The organism is Paraburkholderia phenazinium, assembly GCF_900142845.1.
GTDB classification, from domain to species: Bacteria; Pseudomonadota; Gammaproteobacteria; order Burkholderiales; family Burkholderiaceae; genus Paraburkholderia; species Paraburkholderia phenazinium_A.
Map to the genome: position 1 here is coordinate 2,174,382 of NZ_FSRU01000002.1, position 24,153 is coordinate 2,198,534.

General features: G+C 62.9%; 19 protein-coding genes and 1 other RNA gene. 12 read left to right on the top strand and 8 right to left on the bottom strand.

Going from position 1 to position 24,153, the window contains the following annotated elements; all coding sequences use genetic code 11:
- Positions 1-19: 19 nt before the first annotated feature.
- Together BUS12_RS26690 and gyrA are read right to left on the bottom strand one after the other, a co-directional pair.
- Positions 20-628: a DUF2059 domain-containing protein gene (locus BUS12_RS26690; protein ID WP_074301724.1), complete on the bottom strand. Its 609-nt coding sequence runs from the start codon at positions 626-628 to the stop codon at positions 20-22.
- Between the two features lie 114 nt (positions 629-742).
- Positions 743-3,373 (bottom strand): DNA gyrase subunit A, encoded by a 2,631-nt coding sequence (gene gyrA, locus BUS12_RS26695; protein WP_074300401.1) that lies wholly within the window; start codon positions 3,371-3,373, stop codon positions 743-745.
- 483 nt (positions 3,374-3,856) lie between these two features.
- Here gyrA and ompA point away from each other — a divergent pair, with 483 nt between their 5' ends.
- From ompA to BUS12_RS26725, 6 genes are all read left to right on the top strand, one after another.
- Positions 3,857-4,504, top strand: a complete 648-nt coding sequence (gene ompA, locus BUS12_RS26700; protein ID WP_074300402.1) for an outer membrane protein OmpA — start codon at positions 3,857-3,859, stop codon at positions 4,502-4,504.
- A gap of 221 nt (positions 4,505-4,725) precedes the next feature.
- The gene (gene ubiG / locus BUS12_RS26705) at positions 4,726-5,424 is read left to right on the top strand and encodes a bifunctional 2-polyprenyl-6-hydroxyphenol methylase/3-demethylubiquinol 3-O-methyltransferase UbiG (RefSeq protein WP_074300403.1); all 699 of its coding nucleotides are present in this window, start codon (positions 4,726-4,728) and stop codon (positions 5,422-5,424) included.
- Positions 5,425-5,449: 25 nt separating this feature from the next.
- Positions 5,450-6,163 (top strand): HAD-IA family hydrolase, encoded by a 714-nt coding sequence (locus tag BUS12_RS26710; RefSeq protein ID WP_074300404.1) that lies wholly within the window; start codon positions 5,450-5,452, stop codon positions 6,161-6,163.
- Between the two features lie 122 nt (positions 6,164-6,285).
- Positions 6,286-6,655, top strand: a transfer-messenger RNA (tmRNA) gene (gene ssrA, locus BUS12_RS26715).
- A gap of 268 nt (positions 6,656-6,923) precedes the next feature.
- On the top strand, positions 6,924-8,114 hold the full coding sequence (locus BUS12_RS26720) for a Fic family protein (RefSeq protein WP_074300405.1): 1,191 nt from the start codon (positions 6,924-6,926) through the stop codon (positions 8,112-8,114).
- Positions 8,111-8,893, top strand: coding sequence for a substrate-binding domain-containing protein (locus BUS12_RS26725; RefSeq protein WP_074300406.1), 783 nt, complete (start codon positions 8,111-8,113; stop codon positions 8,891-8,893). The genes BUS12_RS26720 and BUS12_RS26725 overlap by 4 nt, the downstream gene beginning before the upstream one ends.
- An 82-nt stretch (positions 8,894-8,975) precedes the next feature.
- Here BUS12_RS26725 and BUS12_RS26730 read toward each other — a convergent pair whose 3' ends face one another.
- Together BUS12_RS26730 and BUS12_RS26735 are read right to left on the bottom strand one after the other, a co-directional pair.
- Positions 8,976-9,242: a hypothetical protein gene (locus BUS12_RS26730; RefSeq protein ID WP_074300407.1), complete on the bottom strand. Its 267-nt coding sequence runs from the start codon at positions 9,240-9,242 to the stop codon at positions 8,976-8,978.
- 111 nt (positions 9,243-9,353) lie between these two features.
- Positions 9,354-10,433, bottom strand: a complete 1,080-nt coding sequence (locus BUS12_RS26735; protein ID WP_074300408.1) for a substrate-binding domain-containing protein — start codon at positions 10,431-10,433, stop codon at positions 9,354-9,356.
- Between the two features lie 92 nt (positions 10,434-10,525).
- Here BUS12_RS26735 and BUS12_RS26740 point away from each other — a divergent pair, with 92 nt between their 5' ends.
- Genes BUS12_RS26740 through BUS12_RS26755 form a run of 4 tightly spaced genes read left to right on the top strand, consistent with a single transcriptional unit; the run spans position 10,526 to position 15,857 of the window.
- The gene (locus BUS12_RS26740; RefSeq protein WP_074300409.1) at positions 10,526-11,065 is read left to right on the top strand and encodes an NAD(P)H-dependent oxidoreductase subunit E; all 540 of its coding nucleotides are present in this window, start codon (positions 10,526-10,528) and stop codon (positions 11,063-11,065) included.
- Positions 11,062-12,621, top strand: a complete 1,560-nt coding sequence (locus BUS12_RS26745; protein WP_074300410.1) for a formate dehydrogenase beta subunit — start codon at positions 11,062-11,064, stop codon at positions 12,619-12,621. The genes BUS12_RS26740 and BUS12_RS26745 overlap by 4 nt, the downstream gene beginning before the upstream one ends.
- 14 nt (positions 12,622-12,635) lie before the next feature.
- The gene (gene fdhF, locus BUS12_RS26750; protein ID WP_074300411.1) at positions 12,636-15,596 is read left to right on the top strand and encodes a formate dehydrogenase subunit alpha; all 2,961 of its coding nucleotides are present in this window, start codon (positions 12,636-12,638) and stop codon (positions 15,594-15,596) included.
- Between the two features lie 9 nt (positions 15,597-15,605).
- Positions 15,606-15,857, top strand: coding sequence for a formate dehydrogenase subunit delta (locus BUS12_RS26755; RefSeq protein WP_074300412.1), 252 nt, complete (start codon positions 15,606-15,608; stop codon positions 15,855-15,857).
- Between the two features lie 70 nt (positions 15,858-15,927).
- Here BUS12_RS26755 and BUS12_RS26760 read toward each other — a convergent pair whose 3' ends face one another.
- Together BUS12_RS26760 and BUS12_RS26765 are read right to left on the bottom strand one after the other, a co-directional pair.
- On the bottom strand, positions 15,928-17,640 hold the full coding sequence (locus BUS12_RS26760) for an FAD-dependent monooxygenase (RefSeq protein WP_074300413.1): 1,713 nt from the start codon (positions 17,638-17,640) through the stop codon (positions 15,928-15,930).
- A gap of 79 nt (positions 17,641-17,719) precedes the next feature.
- Positions 17,720-18,775, bottom strand: a complete 1,056-nt coding sequence (locus BUS12_RS26765) for a cation diffusion facilitator family transporter (protein WP_074300414.1) — start codon at positions 18,773-18,775, stop codon at positions 17,720-17,722.
- Positions 18,776-18,917: 142 nt separating this feature from the next.
- On the opposite strand from BUS12_RS26765, the gene BUS12_RS26770 reads away from it, so the two are divergent.
- Positions 18,918-20,765, top strand: a complete 1,848-nt coding sequence (locus BUS12_RS26770; RefSeq protein WP_074300415.1) for a tetratricopeptide repeat protein — start codon at positions 18,918-18,920, stop codon at positions 20,763-20,765.
- 125 nt (positions 20,766-20,890) lie between these two features.
- On the opposite strand, the gene BUS12_RS26775 is transcribed toward BUS12_RS26770, so the two are convergent.
- Positions 20,891-22,186 (bottom strand): MFS transporter, encoded by a 1,296-nt coding sequence (locus BUS12_RS26775; RefSeq protein WP_074301725.1) that lies wholly within the window; start codon positions 22,184-22,186, stop codon positions 20,891-20,893.
- A gap of 329 nt (positions 22,187-22,515) precedes the next feature.
- Here BUS12_RS26775 and BUS12_RS26780 point away from each other — a divergent pair, with 329 nt between their 5' ends.
- On the top strand, positions 22,516-23,061 hold the full coding sequence (locus BUS12_RS26780; RefSeq protein WP_074300416.1) for a GNAT family N-acetyltransferase: 546 nt from the start codon (positions 22,516-22,518) through the stop codon (positions 23,059-23,061).
- A gap of 120 nt (positions 23,062-23,181) precedes the next feature.
- Here BUS12_RS26780 and BUS12_RS26785 read toward each other — a convergent pair whose 3' ends face one another.
- Complete coding sequence (locus tag BUS12_RS26785; RefSeq protein WP_074300417.1) at positions 23,182-23,940, bottom strand: DUF2968 domain-containing protein; 759 nt, start codon at positions 23,938-23,940, stop codon at positions 23,182-23,184.
- Positions 23,941-24,153 lie beyond the last annotated feature (213 nt).

The window sequence follows — 24,153 nt, forward strand, 5'->3', positions numbered from 1 at the left end:
CAAAGCCCGATCGACCTGCTTACTTGGCCGGCTTGACCGAAGCGACTTCCTGGTCAGCTTGAGCGCGCGTTGCCTTGATCGATTGCGGCATGTACTTTTGCATCAGACCGTTCACGACGTCGCGGCCAACCTGGTCCTGGACCTGGATGAACTTGCGGCCCGTCGGGCTCTTGTAGAACGCCGTCAGATCTTTGATTTCCGACGTCGAATAGTACTTCGCGTAAGCGTCGTACTGAGCTTGCATTGCGTCCTGACGGAAGCCATCCGTTGCGAAGACCTGGCCTGCCGCGTCAACCAGCTTCGGCACAGCGTTCTTCTGCAGCGTCGGGACGGAAGCTTGCTTCTGCTTGTCCGTCATCGTCTTGTTTTCGCTCAAAGCGTCCGACAGGATGGCCGGAACCAATTGCTTGGCTTGCATTTGTGCGCTGTTACCGATTGCGCCGACGAGCTTCTGCGCGTCGATCGCGTCCAGCAGATCCTTGATGGCAGCCTGCTTGGCCGGATCAACCGGCGCTGCAGCAGCCGTGCTGTCCGCCGGAGCCGGCGTTTGGCTTTGGAGCGCCTGCGCCATTGCAAGGGTCGGCACGAAAGCAGCCAGCAACATCAACTGTTTGAATCCTTTTTGCATCATTACTCCCTAAGAGAAATTAGTCGAACTGCTTGCTGCGTGGACTGCGCATCGGCCCGATGCGCCAGTCTGCGTCCCCGCAGCGTTCACCCTGTACATGATTGCCGGTGCGAATCAGGCTGCGCCGCCCTCTTCACCGCTTTCGTCACCGTCAGCGGGACCTTCGGCGTCGCCATCCACATCAGCTTCGGCCTCAGCAACCTGCTGCAAACCGGAAAGCTTCGTCCCTTCATCAAGACTGATGAGTGTAACACCTTGGGTTGCGCGGCCCATTTCACGGATTTCCGACACGCGCGTGCGAATCAGCACGCCCGTATTCGTAATCAGCATGATCTGCGCCTCGGAATCCACCAGCGTGGCGGCAACCACACGGCCGTTGCGCTCCGACGTCTGGATCGCGATCATTCCCTTCGTACCCCGCCCGTGGCGGGTGTACTCAGTGATCGGCGTACGTTTGCCGAAGCCATTTTCCGTGGCGGTGAGCACTGACTGCTGCTCGTCGCCGGCGACCAGCAGCGCAATCACCTGCTGCCCGTCGTCAAGCTGCATGCCGCGGACGCCGCGCGCCTCCCGGCCCATCGGACGCACGTCGTTCTCGTCGAAGCGCACTGCCTTGCCCGAATCCGAGAACAACATCACGTCGTGCTGACCGTCGGTGATAGCCGCGCCGATCAGGTAATCACCATCATCCAGACCGACCGCAATAATACCCTTGCGCAGCGGCCGACTAAAGGCTTCTAGCGGCGTCTTTTTTACCGTTCCTAACGCGGTGGCCATGAACACGTATTTATCCGCCGAGAATTCCTTGACCGGCAGGACCACCGTGATCTTCTCGCCGTCCTGCAGCGGGAACATATTGACGATCGGGCGGCCGCGCGAGTTGCGCGAACCCTGCGGCACTTCGTAGACCTTGACCCAGTAGACGCGGCCGCGGTTCGAGAAGCACAGGATGTGATCGTGCGTGTTGGCGATGAAGAGCGTGTCGATCCAGTCGTCTTCCTTCATGGAAGTCGCCTGTTTGCCGCGACCTCCGCGCTTCTGGGCGCGATATTCGGACAACGGCTGCGATTTCACATAACCGGCATGCGACATGGTCACCACCATGTCCTGCGGCGTGATCAGGTCTTCGGTGTTCAGCTCGGTCGCGTTCAGCTCGATCTTCGAACGGCGTGCGTCGCCGAATTCGGCCTTGATCGAGGTGAGTTCCTCGACGATGATCGCCGCAATGCGTTCCGGACGCGCCAGGATGTCGAGCAGGTCGGCGATTTGGGCCATCACTTCGCGGTACTCGCCGATGATCTTGTCCTGCTCCAGACCGGTCAGGCGTTGCAGACGCATCTGCAAGATTTCCTGAGCCTGGGTGTCGGACAGACGGTAGAGGCCATCGGACTGCATGCCGAACGCGGGGTTCAGGCCTTCCGGACGATACGCTTCGCGACCGCCCGCCGAGGCGTTTTCCGTCTCGGCGCGCGACAACATTTCGCGCACCAGCGACGAATCCCACGGCCGGTTCATCAACTCCTGCTTCGCGATAGGCGGAGTCGGCGCAGCCTTGATGAGGGCGATGAACTCGTCGATATTGGCGAGCGCCACCGCCAGGCCTTCCAGCACATGACCGCGTTCGCGCGCTTTACGCAGTTCGTATACGGTGCGCCGCGTCAGCACTTCCCGCCGGTGCGACAGGAAGCAGGACAGCATTTCCTTCAGGTTCAGCAGCTTGGGCTGGCCGTCGACCAGCGCGACCATGTTCATGCCGAACGTATCCTGAAGCTGGGTCGCCTTGTACAGGTTGTTGAGGATGACCTCGGGCACCTCGCCACGCTTCAACTCGATCACGACCCGCATGCCGCTCTTGTCGGACTCGTCGCGGATGTCGGAAATGCCTTCGAGCTTCTTCTCGTTGACGAGTTCGGCAATGCGCTCGAGCAGCGAGCGCTTGTTCACCTGGTACGGCAACTCGTCGACGATGATCGCCATCCGCTGGCCGCGGTCGATTTCCTCGAAGTGCGTGAGCGCGCGCATCACCACGCGGCCACGGCCGGTGTGATAGCCGTCGCGCACGCCGGCCACGCCGTAGATGATGCCGGCCGTCGGGAAGTCGGGCCCCGGAACGATTTCGATCAGCTCGTCGATCGTCGCTTCCGGGTTCTTCAGCAGATGCTGACAGGCGTCGACGATTTCGTTCAGGTTGTGCGGCGGGATGTTCGTTGCCATCCCCACCGCGATCCCGGACGAGCCATTGATCAGCAGATTGGGAATGCGCGCCGGGAGGATAGCCGGCTCGTTTTCGCTGCCGTCGTAGTTCGGCGTGAAGTCGACCGTTTCCTTGTCGATGTCGGCGAGCAGCTCATGGCCGATCTTGGACATGCGGATTTCGGTGTACCGCATCGCCGCGGCGTTGTCGCCGTCGACCGAACCGAAGTTGCCCTGACCGTCCACCAGCATATAGCGCAAGGAGAAGTACTGCGCCATCCGGACAATCGTGTCGTAGACAGCCGTGTCGCCGTGCGGGTGATATTTACCGATCACGTCGCCGACAATACGCGCCGACTTCTTGTAAGCTCGGTTCCAGTCGTTGTTCAGCTCGTGCATCGCGTACAGCACGCGCCGGTGCACCGGCTTCAGGCCATCGCGGACATCGGGAAGCGCACGCCCCACGATCACGCTCATCGCGTAATCGAGATACGAACGGCGCATTTCCTCCTCTAGGGAGATTGGCAGAGTCTCTTTGGCGAATTGATCCATTATCCGTATCTTTTACGTGCGAAGACGATGGCGGGACCCCGTCTTCGCGTAGGCGCTGCAGGCGCAACGCATCACGCGATTCTAACACGCGAGGCATCCACCCCCGGCGGGGGCACGTATACCTATTAGTGGACAGCACACGAAGGGCGCCTGGGAGGCTCCAGGGACAGGCAGGAGCGGGCCCGATTTATGCTGGCCCCTATTCGGCTCTCAGCCATGACTGGCGGGGCGTACCGCTCCCCCCACGCTTCTGTTGCGGATGCACCACAATCGGACAGGGGTAGGGAACGGGGGCAGATTTTTTTACGTGGGAAGGGAACGATATGGCAAAATGCCAACGCACAAAGAAGTTAGACACTGCTCGAAGTCTACACAGCGCGTTTTTTGTTCCGCACCAATGTTATACTTCGAGCAATGTATGACTTGTCATCGTCAACAAGCTCGCAGTAAACCTGCGGTAATCTCAATTTCGAGAGGAGAAATATGAATAAACTTTCAAAGCTCGCGTTCATTGCAGCTACCGCAGTAATGGCTGCATCCGCAATGGCACAGTCGGTGCCGGCGTCGCGACAAGCTACGAACGACAACTGGGTGAACGGTACGGGCGAGTACGTGTGGATGAACGGCACGAACGAACTCTGCTGGCGCGATGCATTCTGGACGCCGGCAACCGCTAACGCAAAGTGCGATGGCGCCCTGGTTGCTCAGGCACCGACCCCGCCGGCACCGCCGCCGGTCGCTCCGGTTATCCAAAGCCAGAAGATTACGTATCAAGCTGACGCGCTGTTCGACTTCGACAAGGCTATCCTGAAGCCGGCTGGCAAGGAAAAGCTGGACGATCTGGCATCGAAGATCGGCGCGCTGAACCTGGAAGTTGTGGTCGCAACGGGCTACACGGACCGTATCGGTTCGGACAAGTACAACGACCGTCTGTCGCTGCGTCGTGCACAAGCTGTCAAGGCATACCTGGTCAGCAAGGGCATCGAAGCCAACCGTATCTATACGGAAGGCAAGGGCAAGCGCAACCCGGTTACGACCGGCTGCAACCAGAAGAACCGCAAGCAACTGATCGCCTGCCTCGCACCGGATCGTCGCGTGGAAGTCGAAGTTGTCGGTACTTCGAAGCAGTAAGCTCCAAGTTACCGCAGTATCAAAGCCCCGCTTCGGCGGGGCTTTTTTTATGCCCGAATGCTTCGTTACGTCACGTCAGGGCGACCCACCGGGCATCGACCTTAGGCCGGTTGCCGGCAGCCGAGGTGCCCGTGGCATTTTGCCGCCCTGTGCGTCGGCCTATATACTCGGGGCTTATCCTCGACACCCGTTCACCCGCTCTCATCAAGGCCTCATCCGTCATGACCAATGCCGATCCCCACGAACTGCAGAAATTCAGCGATCTCGCCCATCGCTGGTGGGACCCGAACGCCGAATTCAAACCGCTGCACGAACTGAATCCGGTCCGGCTCAACTGGATCGACGCGCATGCGCAGCTCGCCGGCAAACGGGTGCTCGATATTGGATGCGGCGGCGGTATTCTGACGGAATCGATGGCCGGATTAGGTGCACAGGTGAAGGGAATCGACCTGTCGAGCCAGGCGCTCGGCGTGGCAGATCTTCACAGCCTTGAAAGTGGTGTAACCGTCGATTACGAAGAAATCGCCGCAGAGGCGCTCGCCGCCCGCGAACCCGGCGCTTACGACGTCGTGACCTGCATGGAAATGCTGGAACACGTGCCCGAACCGGCGGCCATCGTCGCGGCCTGCAAGACCTTGGTGAAGCCTGGCGGGTGGGTTTTCTTCTCGACGCTCAACCGCAACGTGAAGTCCTATCTGTTCGCGGTAATCGGCGCGGAATACATTGCGCGGATGCTGCCCAAGGGCACCCACGACTACGCGCGCTTCATCCGCCCGTCGGAACTGGCAGGTTTCGTCCGCGCCGCCGAGTTGCGCACCGCGGACATCAAGGGCATCGCATATCACCCGCTCAGCAAGCACTTCGCCCTGTCGGACGACACGAGCATCAACTACATGCTCGCCTGCCGCCGCGACGCCTGACGCGCACCGACTCCACTACGCATCCATGAGCGACCCTACCCCCCTGCCGCAGCGCGAAGACGAAGACGCCTCGATCGGCCTTTGCCAGGCGGTCCTGTTCGACCTTGACGGCACCCTGGCCGACACGGCGCCCGACCTGGCCGCAGCCGTCAACAAGATGCGCCACGAGCGCGGCCTCGAGATGGTGCCGCTCGACGACCTGCGACCGCTGGCATCGGCCGGCGCACGCGGGCTGATTGGCGGCGCCTTCGGCATTGGGCCGGAGCACCCCGAGTTCGCGGCGATGCGCGAAGAGTTTCTCGCCAACTACGAAGCCGACCTGTGTATCGAAACCACGCTGTTCCAGGGCATCGACGCCGTGCTCGATGAACTGGACGCGCGCGGCGTGCGCTGGGGCATCGTCACCAACAAGGTGGCGCGCCTGACCGATCCGCTCGTCGCCCTGCTGGGGCTGGATCTGCGGGCCGGCTGCGTGGTCAGCGGCGACACGACCCCGCACTCGAAGCCCCATCCCGCGCCGCTGCTGCACGCGGCCCGGATGCTGGACCTCGCGCCGGAGCGAGTCGTCTACGTGGGAGACGACTTGCGCGACATCCAGGCGGGCTTCGCCGCGGGCATGGTGACGGTCGCAGCCGCCTACGGCTACTGCGGCAACGACATTCCCCCGACCCGCTGGCATGCGCAGCATGTGGTCCAGTCGCCGGCCGAACTGCAAAAGCTGCTGCGCGAGATCAGTTGAACAGGCTGCCGGCTGGCGGCCTTGGTGAACCCGGCGGCGGTCCTATCCAAAGACAGCCAGGACAGGGCTGTCAATCTATTGTAAAATCTACTTTGGTTCAGAAGTTTTGGGCAACAAACCGCGGGGGCGACCTGGTTTCGACAGGGGTTGCGAAGCGGCTAGGGCATACCGAGGACCCGTCACCTCGTTAATCAATGGGAAAAACGTAACTGCAAACGACGAAACGTTCGCACTGGCAGCCTAAGGGCCGCCGTCCTCTGCCTAGTTTACTGACGGGCTAGAGTCGCAAGACCGGTAGCAATACCGACAGAGGTCATATACGTCAGTTAAGCCTTGGCGGCGTCACGACGCCTGGGTCGAAAACCTAGTGAATCGCCGTCATGCAGCGTGTTCGTCCGCGTCGTGGTGGTTAAATCAAATGACAGAACTAAGTATGTAGAACTAGTCGTAGAGTGCTTCTGGACGCGGGTTCGATTCCCGCCGCCTCCACCAAACACCCTGCAAGTGGCAACACTGTTTTACTGGAAACCCCGACAGCGTCAGGCTCTCGGGGGTTTTTGCTGGGTACTGCGTTAGCTCGGCGGACGCGCAGATGCACCCCATCGGCAAGACACGAGAAGCTTGAGCCAAGTCATATCCATACCGTCAAGAACTGCTTTTGCTAAACTTTAGCGAGCTAAACTTTAGTTAGCCGGATTGCTATTAAAGTTTCGATAGCAGCCTCCGGTCTGATTAAACTCTTTGGCCCCAGCCTTTAGTTATGACAGAACGAATCGCTGGCGACTACGTTGACGGCTCACTCGCCGCCGAACGCTATAAAGCGTTTGTTCCCCGTCCCCTGCCGCCTGATCCGCCCATCGCGATTGACTCGACCATGTTCATACTGCTCGAGGGTGCGAATCGCGCTCTCGGCAGATTGGACGGACTGGCGGCCCTGTTCCCCGACCCGGATCTGTTCATCTATTTCTGCGTTCGAAAGGAAGCGCTGCTATCCAGCCAGATCGAAGGCACCCAGTCGTCACTGTCCGATCTGCTTTTATTCGAGAATGATGAAGTACCCGGCGTCCCGCTGGACGATGTTCAGGAGGTGTCCTGCTACGTTGCGGCGATGAACTATGGCTTGGAGCGTATCAGGGCCAATTTCCCTTTGTCATTGCGGCTGCTGCGTGAGATTCACGGCAAACTGCTCAATAACGGGCGAGGAGCCGAGAAGGACCCAGGTGAGTTTCGGCGTCAGCAAAACTGGATTGGCGGGAGTCGGCCGAGTCTGGCGATGTTCGTGCCCCCACCTCCGGATCGCCTGATGCAATGCCTGGGAGACTTCGAGCGTTTCCTGCACGCCGATCCGCCAGCGGTCCCCCTGCTGGTCAAAGCAGCCATGGCACATGCCCAGTTTGAAACGATCCACCCGTTTTTAGACGGTAACGGACGCCTTGGACGCCTGCTCATCGCGCTTCTCCTCTGTGCGGAGGACGCCATGTCGCAGCCAATTTTGTACCTCAGCCTGTACTTCAAGGCCAACCGCAACGAATACTACGAACGGCTGCAGCCTGTCCGGGAAAAAGCCGACTGGGAAGGTTGGATCAATTTCTTCCTGCAAGGCGTCAAAGAGACTTCCGAACAAGCGGCGGACGCGGGCCGACGGATCTTGAGTATCTTCGACGAAGACCGCAAAGCGATCGAACAGTTGGGCCGAGCCAGTGGGTCCGCCGCGCGATTGTTCCAGGCGCTGCAACGCAGGCCCATGTTGACCATTCCAGCCGCAGCTGAAAAACTGCAACTGTCTCAACCGGCAGTCACTGCTGCATTTGCAAACCTGATCGAATTGAAGATCGCCAGCGAAGTTACCGGGAAGCAACGTGGACGGGTTTTTGTCTACAGTCGCTATCTGGCAGAACTTGCACAGGGAACCGAGCCTATCAGGCGGTATCCAACGACACTCCCCACATGAAATCACGCCTCCCAACCCTGCTCACCACAACCCTCCTCTGCGGCTCGCTATTCACCCAAACCGCGCAGGCTGTCGACCTCCACGTCATGAACTCCGGCGGCTTCACCGCTGCCTATCAGCTACTGGCGCCGAAGTTCGAAGCAAAAACGGCAGACACGCTGAACATTGCCTACGGACCGTCCATGGGCAACTCGCCCGAGGCGATTCCCAACCGTCTCGAGCGCAAGGAACCCGCCGACGCCGTCATCATGGTGGGCTACGCGCTCGACAAGCTGATCGCCGAGGGCAAGATCATCCCCGGCTCGCGGGTCGAATTAGCGGACTCGCGCATCGGCATGGCGGTTCGCGCAGGCGAACCCAAGCCGGACATCGGCAGCGTGGAAGCATTCAGGACGACCTTGCTGGAGGCAAAGTCGGTGGCGTATTCGGATAGCGCGAGCGGCGTCTATATCCAGAATCAGCTCTTCGAGAAAATGGGCATCGAAGCGCAGCTCAAGCCGAAAGCCACGATGATCCCAAAGATTCCTGTGGGCTCGGTCGTGGCCAAGGGGGACTATCAACTGGGATTCCAGCAGGTCAGCGAGTTGTTACCGGTGCCGGGCATCGAGTTCGTCGGGAAGATTCCTGAGTCGCTGCAATCGGTCACCCGTTATGCGGCCGGCATTCCGGTGGGTGCCGCTCATCCGCGTGAGGCCAAGCAGTTCCTCGACTTCCTGGCCTCGCCCGAGGCCGCGCCTGATGTGGCCAGCACCGGTCTCGATCCGCTAGCCGCGCACTAGCAAGCAATCCGTACCAGCAAAGCGAAGCCCGTGCGTGGCGGTGGCGCGAAGGTGCGGCAGCACCATGCCGCGCCAATGCGCGTTACTGATCCTGCGGGCACTGCAGATTGCAACCGTCCGGGTCACCGTTGTCGCCCTTGCGGCGCATGGCGGACTTCTTGTCGGACTGGTACTTGTTGGACGGCGCCGATGCCGCGAACGGCAGTTGCGGATGCTCCTGCAGATGGAATTCATCGTCCAGAATGCCGCCCGGCACGCCCGGCGAATTTTGCGCAAAAGCAATGGACACTGTGGCGCACAACGCGCCTGCCGTCACGGCCACGGCACAGGCTTTGAAAAGAACGTTCATGTCGATCCGGCGCGGTGTGGCCGCGCAGTTGAGGCTAAATCATAAGACTACAGAGTATCTCATACCACTCTGCGACGCAGCGGCAGGCCCCTGCGCGCTTGTTACAGCCGCTTACCCGACGGTCGCGCCGAGCCCTTCGTCGAGTTCCAGCAAGGTGCCGCAATCCTGTGGATTGTAGCCTTCCAGCCGCGCCACCCCGCTCTTGAAGGCAACGCTACGCAGCATGTCGATGACCGTGACAAGCGGCGCGCGCTCCAGCGCCGCCCGGTCGCATGCGAAGTAATAGTCTTCGTCGACGATCGGCACGAAATCGAGGCCGAAGTGATGCGCGGCCGGCTCGACGCCGAATCCCACATCGGCCATGCCGCTGGCGACAAACGCGGCAATCGCCGAATGCGTCAGCTCCGTCGACGCATAGCCGTTGACCCGATCCGGATCGACACCCACGCGGCGCAGCGCCAGATCGAGCAGCATCCGCGTGCCGGATCCCGGCTGGCGGTTCACGAAGCGGATGTCGTCGCGCGCGAGATCGCCCAGTCCATTGATCCGCTTCGGGTTGCCCTTCGACAGAAACAGGCCCTGCTTGCGCTGCGTGAGGTGAAGCAGCACATGGCGCTCGGGATCGAGCCAGCGCCGGTAGGTATCGGCACAGGCAGCGCGAAACTCGCCGCGCGGCAGATGGAAGCCGGCCAAGTCGCACTCGCCGCGCGCCAATGCGGTGACCGCATCCGCGCTGTCGCGATACTTGATGTCGACGGGCACGTCATCGGCCACCAGCGCCGTGACCAGCGCTGCTACGGCATAGCCGTGCGAAGCGTGAATCCGTACATCGTCGGCGGGCGGCGCGAGCCATCGGTTCAGGTCGCTCGCCACCTCGCTCGCCAGCGCCCGCATGTTGCCGTCGAGCCGCTCGCTGCACAGCCGCTGCGCGCGCAACACGGCCTGGCCGAGTTCCGACAGCACCGAGCCGCGCCCACGCTCCTTGGCGATCAACGGACCGCCCAGCCGCTCCTCGATACTGCGCAGCAAACCCCATGCGTGACGGTAGGACAAACCCTTAAGCGTCGCCGCCTGGGCAATGCTGCCGGCTTCGTCGACGAGCGCCAAAAGCTGCACGACGTCCGTCAGGCTGGCTTCGCGGCCGTCCGGGTCGCGGACAACCAGCTGTGCGTGGCATTCGATCCTGATCATATATGTTGACTTGCCTCCTATTGCGTAAGGGCCAGTACCCGCCTATCGTTGGCTCTACACCTACAAACGAATGAAGCATAAGTGCACACTTTATGAAAGACAAGTGCATATTAGACTTCGGAGGAGTCCCCACTTTGCACGATTCCAACGCGATCGCGCCTGAGCCACTGGTGCAGCGTCACGCGCAACCCGGCCGCTCGCTGCTTGCCGTACTGCACGCCATCCAGGATGAACTCGGCTTTGTGCCGCCGGATACCGTGGCACCACTCGCCCGCGCAATGAACCTGTCGCGCGCGGAAGTCCACGGTGTGCTGACCTATTACCACCACTTTCGCACCCATCCCGCTGCGCCCGTCACCGTGCAACTGTGCCGCGCCGAAGCGTGCCGCAGCATGGGCACCGAGGCGCTTGCGCAGCACATCGAGGCGCGCACCGGCTGCCGCTTCGACAGCGCACATCAACATCAAGACGCGGAAGGCGCAGCGGTCGGACTGGAATCGGTGTATTGCCTTGGTCAGTGCGCGCTGTCGCCGGCCTTGACGATCAACGGCACGTTGCACGCGAAAGTGACACCCCAGAAGTTCGACGCGCTGCTCGCGGCCGCGACGAAGCGGGTGGAGGAAACCGCATGACGCGCATTTACATCCCTCGCGATTCCGCAGCGCTTGCGCTCGGCGCCGACGCGCTCGCCGACGCGATTGCCCATGAAGCGGCGCAACGCGGCATCGCCATCGAACTGATCCGCAACGGTTCGCGCGGCTTGCTGTGGCTCGAGCCGCTCGTCGAAGTAGTCACGCCGCGCGGGCGGATCGGCTATGCGAATGTCGACGCCGCAGACGTCGTCTCCTTGTTCGACGCGGGCTTCATTGAGGGCGGCGCTCATCCGAACCATGTGGGTGTCGTCGACGAGATTCCTTATCTGCAAAGGCAGCAGCGCCTGACCTTTGCCCGCATCGGCATTACCGATCCGTTATCGACCGACGACTACCTCGCCCACGGCGGCCTTGAAGGTCTGAAGCGGGCGCTCGCCGCCGACGGCGATGCCGCCTGCGAAGCCCTGATCGAATCGGGCTTGCGCGGCCGCGGCGGTGCGGCGTTCCCCGCCGGCATCAAATGGCGTACTGTGCGTGGCGCCAGCGCGCCCCAGAAGTACATCGTCTGCAACGCCGACGAAGGCGATTCCGGCACCTTCTCCGACCGTCTGATCATGGAGAGCGATCCGTATGTGCTGATCGAAGGCATGATCATCGCGGGGATCGTGACGGGCGCGACGCTCGGCTATATCTACGTGCGCAGCGAGTATCCGCATTCGATCGCGACGCTCGAAGCCGCCATCCAGCGCGCCCGCGACGCCGGCTGGCTCGGCGACAGCGTGCTCGGTTCGGCTCACCGTTTCGAACTGGAAGTCGCCAAAGGCGCGGGCGCCTATGTCTGCGGCGAAGAAACCGCGCTGCTCGAATCGCTCGAAGGCAAGCGCGGCATCGTGCGGGCCAAGCCGCCCGTGCCGGCGCTGGTGGGCCTGTTCGGACAACCCACCGTCATCAACAACGTCATCACGCTCGCCACGGTGCCGATCATCTTCGCGCGCGGCGCCGCGTTCTATAAAAACTTCGGCATGGGCCGCTCGCGCGGCACCCTGCCGTTTCAGCTCGCCGGCAACGTGAAGCAAGGCGGACTCGTCGAACTCGCGTTCGGGGTCACGCTGCGCGAGCTGCTGTACGACTATGGCGGCGGCACCGCGAGCGGCCGGCCGGCGCGCGCCGTCCAGGTGGGCGGCCCGCTCGGCACCTATCTGCCGGAAAGCCAATGGGACATTCCGCTGGACTACGAAGCGTACGCGGCGGTCGGCGCCGTGGTCGGTCACGGCGGCATTGTCGTGCACGACGACACCTCGAATCTCGCGGAGCTCGCGCAATATGCCATGCATTTCTGTGCGCTCGAATCGTGCGGCAAATGCACGCCATGCCGGATCGGTTCGACGCGCGGCGTCGAGGTGATCGCGCGGATTCGCAACGGCGATACGTCGACGCGGCAAGTGCAACTGCTGCGCGACCTGTGCGACACGATGGTGTCCGGTTCGCTCTGCGCGATGGGCGGCATGACGCCCTACCCGGTGCTGTCCGCACTCGACCACTTTCCCGAAGACTTCGGTCTCGACACCGTCCAGCCCAAAGCGGCGGCGGCCTGACGATGGAGCCCACCATGTCCGACGTGCTCAAATCCACTGCCGGCGGTTGCGGCTCCGGCAATTGCGCGTGCAAGTCGCAAGCGCAGTCTCAGTCGCAAGGAAATCCGCAACCCCGCTCCCCCTTCGACGACACCGACTACGGCACGCCACTGCGCCACGCGGATGTCGACGTGACGCTCGAAATCGACGGTCAGGCGGTGACCGTTCCGGCCGGCACCTCCGTGATGCGGGCCGCGATCGAAGCCGGCGTGAACGTGCCGAAACTGTGCGCCACCGATTCGCTCGAACCGTTCGGCTCGTGCCGTTTGTGTCTCGTCGAGATCGAAGGCAAGCGCGGCTATCCGGCCTCGTGCACGACGCCGGTCGAAGCGGGCATGAAGGTGCGCACGCAAACGGACCGTCTGCAGTCGCTGCGCCGCAATGTGATGGAACTGTACATCTCCGATCACCCGCTCGACTGCCTCACCTGCCCCGCCAACGGCGACTGCGAACTGCAGGACATGGCGGGCGTGACGGGTCTGCGCGAGGTGCGCTACGGCTTCGACGGCGCGAACCACCTGAAGGATCAGAAGGACGAATCGAATCCGTACTTCACCTACGATCCGTCCAAGTGCATCGTCTGCAACCGCTGCGTGCGTGCCTGTGAGGAAACCCAGGGCACCTTCGCGCTGACGATCGCCGGACGCGGCTTCGAATCGCGCGTCGCCGCCAGCGCCAGCGAGCCGTTCATGGACTCGGAATGCGTTTCGTGCGGCGCGTGCGTCGCTGCGTGCCCCACCGCGACGCTGCAGGAAAAGAGCGTTGTGATGCTCGGTCAGGCCGAGCATTCGGTGACCACGACCTGTGCATACTGTGGCGTCGGCTGCTCGTTCGAGGCCGAGATGAAGGGCAGCCAGGTCATACGCATGGTGCCGAATAAAAACGGCCAGGCCAACGAAGGCCACGCATGCGTGAAGGGCCGCTTCGCGTGGGGCTATGCCACCCACAAGGACCGCATCACCAAGCCGATGATCCGCGCAAAGATCACCGACCCCTGGCGTGAAGTCAGTTGGGAAGAAGCGCTGAGCTATGCGGCCTCGGAGTTTCGCCGCATCCAGGCGAAGCATGGCCGCGATTCGATCGGCGGCATCACGTCGTCGCGCTGCACTAACGAAGAAACCTACCTGGTGCAGAAGCTCGTGCGCGCCGCGTTCGGCAACAACAACGTCGACACCTGCGCGCGCGTGTGCCATTCGCCGACCGGCTATGGCCTGAAGACTACGCTCGGCGAATCGGCCGGCACGCAAACTTTCGCATCGGTCGACAAGGCCGACGTCATCATGGTGATCGGCGCGAATCCGACCGACGGTCATCCGGTGTTCGGCTCGCGCCTGAAACGCCGCGTGCGCGAAGGGGCGAAGCTGATCGTGGTCGATCCGCGCCGCATCGATATTGTCGATACGCCGCATGTCAAGGCGTCGCATCATCTGCAACTGCGGCCGGGCACCAACGTCGCGATCGTCAATGCCCTCGCGCATGTGATCGTGACCGAGGGCCTCCTCAACGAAGCGTTTATCGCAGAACGTTGCGACACGCGCGCGTTCGATCAATGGCGCGCCTTTGTCGCGCTGCCGGAAAACGCACCGGAAGCCACGGCGGACATCACCGGCGTACCTGCCGAACACGTACGTGCAGCGGCGCGTATCTACGCCACGCCCGGCAATTCCGCGATCTATTACGGCCTCGGCGTCACCGAACACGCGCAAGGCTCGACCATGGTGATGGGCATCGCCAACCTTGCGATGGCTACCGGCAACATCGGCCGCGAAGGGGTGGGCGTGAATCCGCTGCGCGGCCAGAACAACGTGCAGGGTTCGTGCGACATGGGCTCGTTCCCGCACGAACTGCCGGGTTACCGCCACATCAGCGACACGACCACCCGTACCCTGTTCGAAGAAGCCTGGCACGTCACGCTGCAACCCGAACCGGGCCTGCGCATTCCGAACATGTTCGACGCGGCGCTCGACGGCAGTTTCAAGGGGCTCTACTGCCAGGGCGAAGACATCGTGCAGTCGGATCCGAATACGCATCACGTGTCGGCTGCGCTGTCGTCGATGGAGTGCATCGTCGTGCAGGACATTTTCCTCAACGAAACCGCGAAGTACGCGCACGTACTGCTGCCCGGTTCGTCGTTCCTCGAAAAGGACGGCACCTTCACCAACGCGGAACGCCGCATCTCGCGGGTTCGCAAGGTGATGCCGCCCATTCCCGGTTACGCCGACTGGGAAGTCACGGTGATGCTCGCCCGCGCGCTCGGCTATGAAATGGACTATGCGCATCCTTCCGAGATCATGGACGAAATCGCGCGCCTCACGCCGACCTTCCACGGCGTCTCGTATGCGAAGCTCGAGCAGCTCGGCAGCATTCAGTGGCCGTGTAACGAGAACGCGCCGGACGGCACGCCGACCATGCACATCGATACTTTCGTACGCGGCAAGGGCAAGTTCGTGATCACGAAGTTCATCGCGTCGCCCGAAAAGGTCACGCGCAAATTCCCGCTGATCCTCACGACAGGCCGCATCCTGTCGCAATACAACGTGGGGGCGCAAACGCGCCGCACGGAAAACTCGCGCTGGCACGACGAAGACCGCCTCGAGATTCATCCGCACGATGCCGAGGAACGCGGCATCAAGATGGACGACTGGGTAGGCATCGAATCGCGCGCGGGCCAGACCGTGTTGCGCGCCAAGGTGACCGAACGGATGCAGCCGGGCGTCGTCTACACGACGTTCCACTTCCCCGAATCGGGCGCCAACGTGATCACGACGGAGAGTTCCGACTGGGCCACCAATTGCCCCGAATACAAGGTGACAGCCGTGCAGGTGATGCCGGTCGAACAGCCGTCGCAATGGCAGAAGGACTATTCGCGCTTCAACACGGAACAGCTCGACTTGCTGCGCCAGCGCGAACTGGCCAACGCAACGTCGGGCAAATGAGGGCGCGCCATGGATGAACAGAACCTGATCGACATGGCGAACCGGATCGGCGAATTTTTCGATTCGATGCCGGATCGCGAAGAAGCGCTCGCCGGCATCGCCGATCATATTCGCCGTTTCTGGGAGCCGCGCATGCGGCGTGCGTTGCTGGCCACGCTCGATCGGCCGGATGCGGACGGCCTGCAGATGTCGGGCATCGTCAGAGAGGCCGTGCTGGCGAATCGCGAGAAGCTGACACCGGCGGCCGCTGTGGCCGGCTGACCTGGAGGCGAGCGCGGCATGCGACGCGTCACAACGTCATGCCGCGCCAGGTGTCGCTGGGCACATCGCCCTAACCGGCCGCCTGCTGCGGCGTCACGCTCCTCGCGAACCACGCCTCGCAGTGGCGCAGCAAGCCGTTCAGATCCGACGCCGGACGCCCACGCGCACAGATATACCCGTCTGGACGCATCAGATAAAACGCCGGCCGGGTTCGCCCATAGGACTCGGACAGCGGCGGCGCGCCCTCGCCTGTCGTATCGCTGATCCGCCAGATTCGCACCGCGCCGGGCAAGAGCCGCTCGATGGCGTCGCTCAGGCGGTCGAGATCGGCGTCGCGCGCCGCGTGGCGGCTCGCAGCCGGATCGAGCGGCGCTTCGTTGGGCGCGACCGGTGCGACCAGCAGAAACAGCGAAAAAAGCGCCGGGTCGTGCAGATCGAAAATGCAGCCGATACCGGGTGCACGCCCCAGTGGTCCATCCACGACATGCACAAGCGCATCGGGTGCGCGCTCACCGGCGCGCGGTCCGCCATCGAGCACCCGTTCGAGCGTGAGCGGACTGCGCCGGTACTGGATCGACAGTTCGCTCACCGTCAGGCGTGCGGCATCGCGCAGCGGGCCGAGCGCGGCAAGCGCCGGCATGACGTGCTCGCGCAATAGCTTGAGCGGCCCATGATCGGCTTCCGCCATGTGCGTCACAAAGCTGGTCTGCCGCAACACATCGCGCTCGATCGGATGCCGCTCCAGGTGATACGAATCGAGCAGCCGGTCCGGCGCATGCCCCTTCATCACGCGAGCCAGCTTCCAGCCCAGGTTGAACGCTTCCTGAATTCCGGTGTTCATACCCTGCGCGCCGGCGGGGCTGTGCACATGCGCGGCGTCGCCGGCCAGAAACACGCGCTCGACCCGCAACTGTTCGACCATCCGGCTGTTCAGATGAAAATGCGTCGCCCACGTCAGGTCCGCGAACTTCACCGGATGATGGATACGCCGTGCGGCAAGCGCGCGGCATTCCTCGAGCGAAGGCGCGGGCGCAGGTGCTGCCACCTTTGGCGCTGTCTCGCCGGAACCGTCCGGTGAGGCCGGCATTGCCGGATGATCCGCAATCAACCGGTAGCGCCCCGCGCCCATCGGAAACAGGGCCGCGAGTCCTTCGCCTGAGGCAAAGATATGGAACTCGTCGTCTGACCAGTCCGTCTCCGCCTGCAGATCGGCGAGCAGGAAAGTCTGCTCGAAAGTCTTGCCGGCGAAGCTCATGCCGAGGCGGTGGCGAATCGCGCTATGCGCGCCGTCCGCCGCGATCAGGTACGAGGGATGGACGGTTTCGCTGCGTCCGTCGGCGTGTTGCAGCGTCGCACTGAGCCCGGCCGATCCCTGCGCGAACATCGTCAGCTCGACACCGCGCTGGATGTTCACGCCGAGCGTCGCCAGATGCTCGGTCAGCAAGCGTTCGGTGACGGCCTGATCGAGGAACAGCACGTACGGATAGCGCGTCTGCAGCGGATCGAAATCAAGGCGCGCGAGACGTTGCCCATTGGAATAGAGATTCGCTGCGCGGGCGCGATGTCCCAGTTCCAGAAACGGCTCGATGAGGCGATGCTGTTCAAGCAGTTCAAGCGTGCGTGCCTGAATGCCGATGGCCCGCGAATGCGGATCCGGCTGCAGCGCCTTGTCGATCAGACGCACGGAAATATGCGCACGAGCGAGGCTCATGGCTGCAGCAAGCCCGGTTGGGCCCGCCCCAACGATCAGCACCGGCGACGCATCGTATGAAGCGGCGGCCATGCAGAACTCCGGAGACCAACATGCCGCCTAGTGTACGCCGCTGCCCCGCCGCCTGACGGTGCACTGCGTCAATCCCGCATCAGTGCGCGTGCGGATGCTCGAGCGAGCAGTGGTGATCGGTCGTGCCGAGATCGACCTGCAGGGTGGCGTGCTGCATCGCAAATCGCTCGCGCAGCGTGAGTACGATGGCGTCGACAACTGCGTCGCCGGGATGTCCCGCCGGGATCACGAGATGCGCGCTCAGCGCGTTGCCGGTGGTGGACAGCGCCCACACGTGCAGGTCGTGCACGTCGGTGACGCCCGGCTGGCCCGCGAGATAGTCGCGAATGCGCTGCAGGTCGACGCCGGGCGGAACCGCATCCAGCGCGAGCCGCACCGAATCGCGCAGCAGCCCCCACGTGCCGTACACAATCACCGCCACGACAACGAGACTCATGACCGGGTCGAGCCAGGTCCAGTTCGTACCGAGAATCACGAGGCCGCTCACCGCGACGGCCGCGGAAATCAGCGCATCGCCGGCCATGTGGAGAAAGGCGCCGCGAATATTGAGGTCTTCCTTCTGGCCGCGCATGAAGAGCCACGCGGAGAAGCCGTTGACCAGCATCCCGACCGTAGCGACGACGAACACCGTCAGCCCCGCAACGGGCGCGGGGTTCATCAGACGGCCGATCGCTTCGGCGACGATCACGCCGCACGCGAACAACAGCAGCCCGGCATTCGCAAGCGAAGCGAGGATCGAGGTGCTGCCATAGCCGAAGGTGTAGCGCGCCGAGGGGCGCCGCGTGGTGAGCCACGTCGCGCCCCAGGCGAGCAGCAGGCCCAGCACGTCGGAGAGATTGTGGCCGGCGTCGGCGAGCAGCGCAGTGGAATGCGCGAGCACGCCGTAGATGCCCTGAACCAGGACAATGACGACGTTCAGTACGACGGCGATAGCGAAGGCGCGTCCATGGCCCGCGACCGGCGCGTGGTGGTGATGGTGGCCGCCGTGGCTGTGGTTGTGATCGTGGGTATGGCTGTGACCGTGCGCGGCGTGCTCATCGCCGTGTGCGGCGTGATCGTGTCCGGTGTGGTCATGCCCCGCGTGATTTTCGTCGCGCTCGCCGGCGGGGTCATCGGGAACGGGAGGGGTCGTCATAGGATACGGGCCGCGTCGTCGACACACACATGAACAGTGCGTCATACGTTATAGATCAACATCCCGACCGTCAATCGATGGGTGGGAGGCCGCGAGTGTGGGAAAATACGACATTTGCCTTACAAGACTTGCCCTTCCCGTCATGGAACCCCTGTTTGAGAGCGCCTACGCGGCGCATCGTGACGGCCGCCTCGACGATGCCGAGCGCGGCTATCGTGCCGCGCTCGATATCGATCCCGCGCATGTCGATGCGCTGCACCTGCTGGGCGTACTGCGCCACCAGCTGGGTCAGCACGCCGAAGCAGCCGACCTCGTCGGCCGCGCGGCCGACCTGCGTCCGCAGGATGCCGCGCTGCAGCTGAATCTCGGCAACGCGCTCAAGGCACTGGGGCAACTCGACGGCGCCATCGAGCGCTTTCGCAACGCCTTGACGCTGGCACCGTCTTTTCCGCTCGCGCACTACAACCTCGGCAACGCGTATGCGGCGGCCGGCCGTCACGAAGACGCCGCCGACGCTTTCCGGAAATCGTTGCGCCTGCAACCGGATAACGCCTCGATTCACAACAACCTGGGCAACGCGCTGCACGCGCTCGGGCGCCACGACGAAGCAATTGCCTCGTTCCAGCGCGCGCTCGAACTGCAGCCGGGTCACGCGGGCGCCCACAACAATCTCGGCATGGCGCTCAATGCGCTTGGCCGGGCCGATGAAGCCGTCGAGCAGTTTCGCGCCGCGATTTCCGCGCAGCCGCGCTTTGTCGCCGCGCATTTCAACCTCGCCAACACGCTGGACGCCACCGGCCAGCACGCACAGGCGCTCGGCGCATTCGAAGTCGTGCTGGCATTGCAGCCGCAGCTTCCGCCGGCGCTGTACGGCTTGGGCAACGCGCTCGCCGCGTTGGGGCGTCACAAGGAGGCGCTGCCGCGTTTTGAACTCGTGGTGGGCCTCGATCCGAAGTTCGCGCTCGCGTGGCTGAGCCTCGGCACCACGCACCACGCGCTCGGCGCGCATGCTGCGGCCGTACGCGCATTCGATCAGGCGTTGCGCCTGCGGCCCGATCTGGCGTCCGCGCATATGAACCGGGCCCTGGCGTGGCTCACGCTCGGCGATTTCGCGCGTGGACTGCCCGAATACGAATGGCGTCTCAAGACCACGGCGCAGCGTGCCCCGCAGACGCTGCCCCGCTGGCAAGGCGAGCCGATCGAAAAGCGCACGCTGTTCGTGCATGCCGAACAGGGTTTCGGCGACACGCTGCAGTTCGTGCGTTTCGTGCCGATCGCGGCGCAGCGCGCAGCGCGCGTCGTGCTCGAGGTGCAGCCGCAGCTCGCGCCGATTCTCGCGCCCGCCGCACTCGAGTGGCGCGTCACGCTGATCGCCCAGGGCACGCCGCGCCCACAGGCAGATCTGCAATGTCCGCTGCTGAGCTTGCCGCTGGCGCTCGGCACGAACAGCGAGACCATTCCGGCGCGCACGCCCTACCTCAGCGTGCCGCCTACCTACCGGCGCAAGTGGCGCGGTTCGCTCGGCGGCCACGCCAAGCGCAAGATCGGCCTCGCCTGGTCCGGCCGCGTCCAGCAACATGAAAACCGCACGATGCCGCTCGCCGTGCTCGAGCCGCTCTTCGCGCTCGAAGGCATCGACTGGATCGTCCTGCAGCCGAATCTCAGCGCAGCGGAATGCGCCACGCTCGACTCGCATCCGCGCGCCGGCTCGATTCACCGTTTCGACAAACGTGTCGGCGATTTTGCGGACACCGCGGCAATCATCGAACGGCTCGACGCGGTCGTTTCGATCGACACCTCGATTGCCCATCTGTGCGGCGCATTGCGCAAGCCGCTCTGGCTGATGCTGCCGTTCGCCGCCGACTGGCGCTGGTTCGTCGACGAACCGCGCAGCCCGTGGTATCCCGGCGCGCGCCTCGTGCGTCAGCCGCAACCGGGTGCGTGGGATGCCGTGGTCGAGAAGGTCGCGAACGAACTACGTCAGGCGTAGACGGCCGCCTTCGCAGCCCCAGACGCTCCAAAAGAAAACCCCCACGCTCTTGCGAGCGTGGGGGTTTTCTTTGCGTAGCGGCCTGAAGCCGCTTTGAAGCCGCTTTGAAGCCGCTTCGAAACCGCTTAAGCCGCGCGGTACTGGTTGCGCGATTCGGGCGTGCGATACAGCACGAGCGTCGCGATCAAACCGCAGATTGCCGCCAGACCGAGCCACAAGCCAGGCGCAGCCTTGTTGCCGGTCGTATGGATCAGCAGCGTGGAGATGGCCGGCGTGAAACCGCCGATCGTCGTCGCAAGGCTGTAGGCGAGCGAGAAACCCGCGGTACGCACTTCGACCGGCATCACTTCGGTCAATGCCACCACCATCGCACCGTTATAGCAGGCGTACAGGAACGAGAGCCACAGTTCGACAATGAGCAGGCGAGCGAACGACGGCTCGGCCACCAGCCATTGCACCGCCGGATAGGCCGTGAGGATCGTCAGGATGGTGAACACCAGCAGCACCGGACGACGCCCGACGCGATCCGAGACCGCGCCGGCGAGCGGCAGCCAGACCAGATTCGACAGCCCGATGCAAACCGTGACGACCAGCGAGTCGAGCGACGACAACTTCAGCACTTCCTTGCCGAAAGTCGGCGTGTAGGCCGTGATCATATAGAACGAGACCGTCGTCATGATCACCATGCCCATGCCGCCGAGCACAATGCCCCAGTTGTCGAGCATCGACTTCATGATCTCGCGCATGCTCGGACGATGCTTGCGCGCCGCAAACTCTTCAGTTTCCTGCAGCGAACGGCGGATCAGGAACAGGAACGGCACGATCAGGCAACCGATCAGGAACGGCACGCGCCAGCCCCAGTCAGTCATCTGTTCAAGCGGCAGAATCTGGTGCAAGACGACACCAATCAGCGCCGCAAACACGACGGCCACCTGCTGGCTGCCCGACTGCCAGGAGCAATAGAAGCCCTTGTTACCCTTGGTCGCGATCTCCGACAGGTAGACCGACACGCCGCCCAGTTCCACGCCGGCCGAGAAACCTTGCAGCAGACGGCCCAACAGAACGAGAGCCGGCGCGAGCATGCCGATTGTCGCGTAGCCCGGAATGGCCGCGACCGTCAGCGTGCCGAGCGCCATCAAGCCGAGCGTCAGCATCAGGCCTTTGCGCCGGCCGTGATGGTCGATGTAAGCGCCGAGGACGATGGCGCCGAGCGGCCGCATCAGGAAGCCTGCGCCGAATACCGACAACGACAGCATCAGCGAAGCGAAATCGCTCCCGCTCGGGAAGTAGGTCTTGGCAATATACGAAGCGTAATAGCCGTAGACCATGAAATCGTACATTTCCAGAAAGTTGCCGCTGACGACGCGGAAAACTGTCCGGACCTTCGATTCATTGGAAGATGCGTGAGACGCAGTAGACATGACATTCTCGAAATGGCCCACCGCCGGATCGAGCCCGGCATGATTGGGCAGTTGACAACACTTCACCGCGTCGGCGAGCAGAGGCCACTGGCGAGGGAAAACCTGGGAACAAACAACGCGCCGGGGGCGCTGCATTTTGATGCTGTGCAGATTGCAGCGGTATAAGGGTAAACCTAGGGGTGCCGCCGCGATATCTGCGAGACCGCATGTTACCGTTCCTGACGCAAGCTTGCAGTCAAGTAACGCAATGATCGCGCCCCTTCGCGGCGCTCGCAGTACACTCGCGGTACCCTTGGTTGATTCCCCTCTTTCACGTGACTGTCGAACAGATGTCCACCGCCCGCGCGCTTTCGTTGCGCCCCGCCACGCCGGCCGACGCCGACCTGATCGCCTCGATCCATTCCACCAGTTGGCAAGCCACCTACCGTGGCCTCTTGCCCGACGCCTTCCTCGACGGCGAGGTAACGCGCGAACGCGCCGCCTACTGGCAGGTGCGGCTGAACGCGCCGGGCGCCGAACGGCGCAATGTGGTGATCGCCGAGATCGCCGGCAAGCCGATCGGGTTTGCGTGCGTCGAACGGCAACCCGACTCCCAGTGGGGCGTCTTGCTCGACAACCTGCATGCGCTGCCCGGCCACCAGGGAATCGGCGTCGGCAAGCTGCTGATGCGGGCGGTCGTCGACTGGGCACGCGCGCAAGGCGAAAGCCAGATTTATCTGTACGTGCTGGAGGGCAATACGCCGGCCATCGGTTTCTACGAACGCCAGGGCTGGCAATTCGTCGGCGCGGAACCCGATCACATGGGCGGCGTGGATATCACCGCGCTGCGCTATGTATTGCGGCTGGAAAGCGCCGCCGGTACCGGCGGACGTTGAAGCAGCCGGCGGCGTCGGTACGTCGGCAAAGCGGGAACCCATCAGCGGCGGCCCACAAGCAGAAAGCCCGGCAATTTGCCGGGCTTTCTGCCTGAAACCACTGCGAGGATTGCGGCCTGCCTAACGCGTTGGCGGCAACCCCGACTCGTTCTGACGCTGCAGTTGCAGCACCTGGTTTTGCACGGCACGCAACTGGGCCTGAGCCTTTTCCTTCTCGGCCCGCAGCGCAACCGCCTCGGTCTGCGACTGGCGCTGGTAATCGTTGACCTTGGCCTGCTGGGTACGCGCCACATCCAGGTCAGCCTGCAGGCGCTTCGCGCGGTCTTCCGACAGTGCAATCACATCCTGGATAAACGCCTTTTGCGCCTGCAACTGCGTGCGGCGGATTTCCACTTCGGCCAGTTGCGCGGTTTGCTGCACGAAGCCGGCATAAACAGCCTCGGCGCGCGCATCGTCCTGCGACTTGATGACCCGCCAGAAATGCTTGTCTTGAAACAACGCTACGTAGTACGTCATTTCCTGCGGATAGAAAAACAGACTCGCGCCATAGCTGCCGTTGTAGCTGGTACGCAATTCGGTGAGTTGCGAGTCGTGAATCATTTGCATCAGCTCGGCGACATTGCCTTGCGCATCGCCGCCGGCGCTATCTGCAGCAACGGCGCCACTCGAATCGCCGGCACCGCCTGCAACCGACGCCGCTTGCAAGGCCGCGGCAACCGGCTGTGGCGTCAGCGTATTCATGGCCGGACGCGTGCCGACGACCGGCACCGAACCCGACGAACCGGCGCCCTCTCCTGCCAGCACGAGACCACCATGCTGCAGCAGCGCACACGTGATCGCGAGCAGCATTGCGCGCCGTACAGTTAAGAGGTACTTCATACTTGCATGCTCCATGCGAATTCCAAACAGCCGTGGATTATCGCGCGGATTTAGATGCAAGCGAAGCGTTACCGTGTCGCGTAACGACACTTTAAATCGAGATAGATGACAATCTTAGGATTCCATCAAATCAATCTGCACATCGCGAAAAAGTGTCCTGCTTGATGCGCTAAAAAAGAAACAATTGCATCACTTACTATCGCGCTAAAGCAG